Genomic DNA, 4,824 nt, shown 5'->3' on the forward strand with positions numbered 1-4,824 from the left:
TTTAGTGAACTATTTCGTTAAGCGAGACAGAAGCAAACTCGATTGAGTTATGCAATTGCGGACGAAAATATAACAGGATTCAAAGCAACTAAATTTGCCTGAACTTGTTTTACGCTGTAAAAACCTGAAAGGAAACTACTATTTAAAAGTATATAAAGTGAAACAGAATACATTAAAAGATAACTTCACCCTACGTGGAACCGGACTCCACACGGGACTAGAAATTGAGGTAACCTTTAAACCCGCCCCGGTAGATCACGGATATAAGATAAAAAGAATTGATCTAGAAGATCAGCCTGTGATTGAAGCATTGGCAGAAAATGTGGTTAATACCCAACGAGGAACCGTTGTAGGTAAAGGGGACGTAGTCGTTAGCACGATAGAGCACGGACTTGCAGCACTATATGCATCCGGAATTGATAATTGCCTTATAGAAGTCAATGCTTCAGAGTTCCCTATTCTTGACGGAAGTGCTGCCGAATATGTCAGAGCCATACTTGCTACGGGTATTCAGGAGCAAGAAAAGGAGAAGGATTATTATATTGTACGCAATAAAATAGAGGTGTCTGACCCCGAAACCGGATCAAAACTGACATTGTTGCCGGACGATGCTTTCTGTGTCAATTCATTTATTGAATTTGATTCATACTATATTCCAAATCAGTCCGCTACAATGGACTCTGTTACCGATTTTGGAACAGAGATAGCCCCGGCGCGCACGTTTGTTTTTGTTCGTGAGATACAAAAACTAAGGCAGTCAGGGCTTATTAAGGGGGGAAACCTGGATAATGCAATTGTGATCTATGAGAGGAAATTGTCGCAGAATGAACTTGATGAGATTGCAGATGAGTTGAATGTGCCACGCCACAATGCAGAAGAACTTGGATATCTTAACAATCGTGAACTTGCTTTTCCGAATGAACCTGCCCGTCACAAGCTTCTTGATATCATCGGGGATATAGCACTTATTGGAAAGCCTATTAAAGGAAGGCTTATCGCCATCAGGCCCGGACACAAGATCAACAATCATCTGGCAAGGCTTATTCGTAAAGATATTAAACTAAATGAAGTTCAGCCTCCCGTTTATGATGTAACTGCAGAGCCAGTGATGGACAATAACCGTATCCGCGAATTGCTGCCGCACCGTTATCCATTTCTTATGGTGGACAAGATTATACAGATGACCGACAATTATATTGTAGGGGTTAAGAACATTACGACCAATGAACCCTTTTTTATGGGCCATTTTCCTCAGGAGCCTGTTATGCCAGGTGTCTTGCAGATTGAGGCGATGGCTCAAACAGGTGGCTTGCTGGTCCTTGGGAGGTTAGATGAGCCGGAAAGATATTCTACATATTTTCTGAAGATTGATAACGTGAAATTCCGACATAAAGTGGTTCCTGGTGATACCCTAATTTTCAGGGTAGAACTTACAAGTGAGTTACGTCGGGGAATTGCCACGATGCGAGGATTGGCATTTATAGGAGACAAAGTAATCTCTGAAGCCGATTTTACTGCGCAAATAATTAAAAATAAATAATTTTAATCGTTCTCATATTTATGAACAGTGTTTCATCTTTGGCCTTTGTACATCCTGAGGCCGTACTGGGAGATAATGTGGTTGTAGAACCGTTTGCTTATGTCGATCGGAATACTGAAATAGGAGATGGTAGCCGGGTGATGACCCATGCGACAGTCCTGAGCGGAGCCCGTATCGGAAAAGACTGTACAATTTTTCCACATGCTACTATTTCAGGCATTCCTCAAGATCTGAAGTTTCAGGGTGAAGAAACAACAGCAATTATCGGGGATAATACTACAATTCGCGAATGTGCAACAGTGAACAGAGGTACTGCTTCAAAAGGATTTACAAAAGTCGGCAACGATTGTCTTATTATGGCTTACAGTCATGTGGCTCACGACTGTGTAATTAATGACAGCGTGATATTGGGTAACTCAACGCAACTAGCAGGTGAAGTAGAGATTGACGATTTTGCCATTGTCAGCGGCGGTACCCTGATACATCAGTTTTCTCGTATTGGAGCCCATGTTATGATTCAGGGAGGATCGAAGATCCCGAAAGATATCCCTCCATATGTAATGGTTGGACGGGAACCGATAATTTTTGTTGGACTCAACGTTGTAGGACTTCGCCGTAGAGGGTTTACCAGCGAACGCATTAATTCAATACAGGAGGTGTACCGTTATCTGTACCAGTCGGGTTATAACATCACACAGGCAGTGGAGAGAATTGAAAAAGAGCTGCCGCAAAGTGACGACCTCAGCCTGATACTCGATTTCATCCGCTTATCGAATCGCGGTATTGTACGTGGCAACATGGAAGGGTAGTTTTATGGCAGGTATTGTTTTCCCTGCCGAATGGAGTCATCAGAGCGGTGTGCAGATAACATGGCCTCATCACGGTACCGACTGGGTTGATATACTGGATGAGGTTACAGCTTGTTACATAACCCTGTCGAAAGAGATTCTTAAGAGGGAGAAACTGCTTATCGTTGCTAGGGAAGGCTATGAAATATTGAAACATTTCACCGAGAATGAGCGAAAAAATATTATCATGGCCGAAATAGATAGCAACGATACATGGGCGCGCGACCATGGGGCCATATCTGTTTTTATCGATAATAAACCCATGCTGTTGGATTTTGGATTCAATGCCTGGGGGTTGAAATTTGCAGCCGACAAAGACAACCTTATCACAGGGAGATTGTTTGACAAGGGGGTTTTCAAAGCTCAAACCGGTTATAAGAGCATGTTGGATTTTATCCTTGAAGGGGGATCAATTGAATCTGACGGTGCAGGAACAATACTTACTACCAGTGCGTGTCTTTTGGCTCCCAACCGCAATCAGCCGATGAGTCAGGAGGAAATTGAAAAATATTTGAAGAGGTCATTGGGCGCAGAGCGTGTACTCTGGTTACAACACGGATACCTCGCAGGTGATGATACTGATAGCCATATTGATACGCTTGCACGCTTCTGTAACGAAGATACAATAGCTTACGTGAAGTGTTACGATGTAAACGATGAACATTTCAGCGAGTTGAGGGCGATGGAGGATGAACTGAAGTCACATGTTACCATGGACGGGCAACCCTACAGGCTTATAGATTTGCCGATGGCGGATCCGGTGTTCGATAATGGTTGCCGGCTTCCCGCAACATATGCCAATTTTTTGATTATAAACGGTGCGGTTTTACTTCCATTTTACGGAACAGAAAAAGATGAAATTGCGAAAAAGCAACTTCAGAAAGCTTTTCCCGGCAGAGAGATTACCGGTATCGATTGCATGCCTTTAATTAAACAACATGGTTCATTGCACTGCATAACCATGCAATTACCCGAGGGCTTCATTTAAAAAATTGTAATATATCCGAAACGTCTTATATCAAACGTAAAAAATTGACTAATCAGGGCTTCATTTAAGAAATTATTATCTTACTGTGAGGATAAGATGAATGAATGCGAAAAAAATGATTATGGGACTGTATTGTTTGGAATAATAGTTAAATACCTGGAGGATATGATTATCTTAAATATCATAGGATTTTTATGCCAATACTTCGGTAATTATTTCAAAATAATTCATATAATTTACAGAATATCAATAGAGTATAGTACTTTCGAGAATTTAGTATAACATATTGATTGCCAGTATTATAAATAAAGTTTTAACAGAACATTTTTATACCATAAAGTGAAAAAATAATAATTGTATGAAAGTAGGAGTAATACAACAAGCCAACAGTGCAGGCAGGGATGAGAACATCTCCAGATTACAGCAAAAAATTAGACAGCTGGCCAGTGAAGGGGCAGAACTGATTGTAATGCAGGAACTGCATAATGGGCTTTATTTTTGTCAAACCGAGGATACTGATGTTTTTGACCAGGCGGAAACAATACCCGGGCCTTCTACCAGTCTGTTCGGGCAGCTGGCTAAAGAGCTTAGGGTAGTGATCGTACTTTCCCTTTTCGAGAAACGTGCTGCAGGATTGTATCATAACACGGCTGTAGTCATAGAGAAAGATGGAACAATTGTGGGAAAATACCGAAAAATGCATATTCCAGATGATCCGGCATATTACGAAAAATTTTACTTTACGCCCGGGGATCTTGGTTTTCACCCCATTGATACATCAGCAGGTAGGCTGGGTGTTTTGGTGTGCTGGGACCAATGGTATCCCGAAGCAGCCCGGCTTATGGCTCTTGAAGGTGCAGAAATACTTATTTTTCCTACTGCTATAGGATGGGAGTCGACCGATACCGATGATGAAAAACAGCGTCAGCAGGATGCATGGATTACCCTGCAAAGAGGGCATGCCATAGCAAACGGGTTGCCAGTTGTTTCTGTGAACCGTACCGGATTTGAACCCGATCCGTCAGGAGTAACAAAGGGGATTCAATTTTGGGGAAATAGTTTTGTGTGTGGCCCGCAGGGCGAATTATTGTATAGAGCTCCTGATAATGAGGAGGCTACCCAAATAATTGAGATCAATAAATCTCGTACCGAGAGTGTGCGCCGCTGGTGGCCTTTTTTCAGGGATCGCCGCATTGATGAGTACGGTGGGTTGATTAGGCGCTGGATTGATTGATATTTTAACTTAGTTACCTGCGTCCGGAGGATCTGCCGGATCTACTGCTCTCACTACTGCTCCTTGAGGATGAAGTGCCCGCGCTGTTGTTCCTGCTTGAGGAGCCGGAAGTAGACCTTACCGTACTGCTCTCCCTATTGCTTCTTGATGAAGAAGAGGTGGACCTTTGAGGTGTTGCCGTGGCGCTTCTGCTGCTGGACGAATTACTTCTAGT

4 protein-coding genes are annotated in these 4,824 nt (G+C 42.6%); all 4 read left to right on the forward strand.

The features are described 5' to 3' along the window. Positions 1-157: 157 nt before the first annotated feature. The 4 genes from B3B27_RS06375 (at position 158) to B3B27_RS06390 (ending at position 4,610) form a co-directional block, all read left to right on the forward strand. Entirely contained in the window at positions 158-1,540 is a 1,383-nt protein-coding gene (locus tag B3B27_RS06375) for a bifunctional UDP-3-O-[3-hydroxymyristoyl] N-acetylglucosamine deacetylase/3-hydroxyacyl-ACP dehydratase (protein WP_238841471.1), read from the forward strand. A 20-nt stretch (positions 1,541-1,560) separates the two neighbouring features. Further along, complete coding sequence (lpxA, locus tag B3B27_RS06380) at positions 1,561-2,349, forward strand: acyl-ACP--UDP-N-acetylglucosamine O-acyltransferase (protein ID WP_238841472.1); 789 nt, start codon at positions 1,561-1,563, stop codon at positions 2,347-2,349. A 4-nt stretch (positions 2,350-2,353) separates the two neighbouring features. Next, positions 2,354-3,376, forward strand: a complete 1,023-nt coding sequence (locus B3B27_RS06385; RefSeq protein WP_238841473.1) for an agmatine deiminase family protein — start codon at positions 2,354-2,356, stop codon at positions 3,374-3,376. A gap of 358 nt (positions 3,377-3,734) precedes the next feature. Continuing rightward, positions 3,735-4,610, forward strand: coding sequence for a carbon-nitrogen hydrolase (locus tag B3B27_RS06390; RefSeq protein WP_238841474.1), 876 nt, complete (start codon positions 3,735-3,737; stop codon positions 4,608-4,610). Positions 4,611-4,824: the final 214 nt, after the last annotated feature.

Origin of the sequence: Proteiniphilum sp. UBA5463, from assembly GCF_002427225.1 — a bacterium.
GTDB classification, from domain to species: domain Bacteria; phylum Bacteroidota; class Bacteroidia; order Bacteroidales; family Dysgonomonadaceae; genus Proteiniphilum; species Proteiniphilum propionicum.

Excerpts from the sequence above, each read along its gene's own strand:
- lpxA (WP_238841472.1), top strand. The coding sequence starts at position 1,561 with ATGAACAGTGTTTCATCTTTGGCCTTTGTACATCCTGAGGCCGTACTG.
- B3B27_RS06385 (WP_238841473.1), top strand. The coding sequence starts at position 2,354 with ATGGCAGGTATTGTTTTCCCTGCCGAATGGAGTCATCAGAGCGGTGTG.
- B3B27_RS06390 (WP_238841474.1), top strand. The coding sequence starts at position 3,735 with ATGAAAGTAGGAGTAATACAACAAGCCAACAGTGCAGGCAGGGATGAG.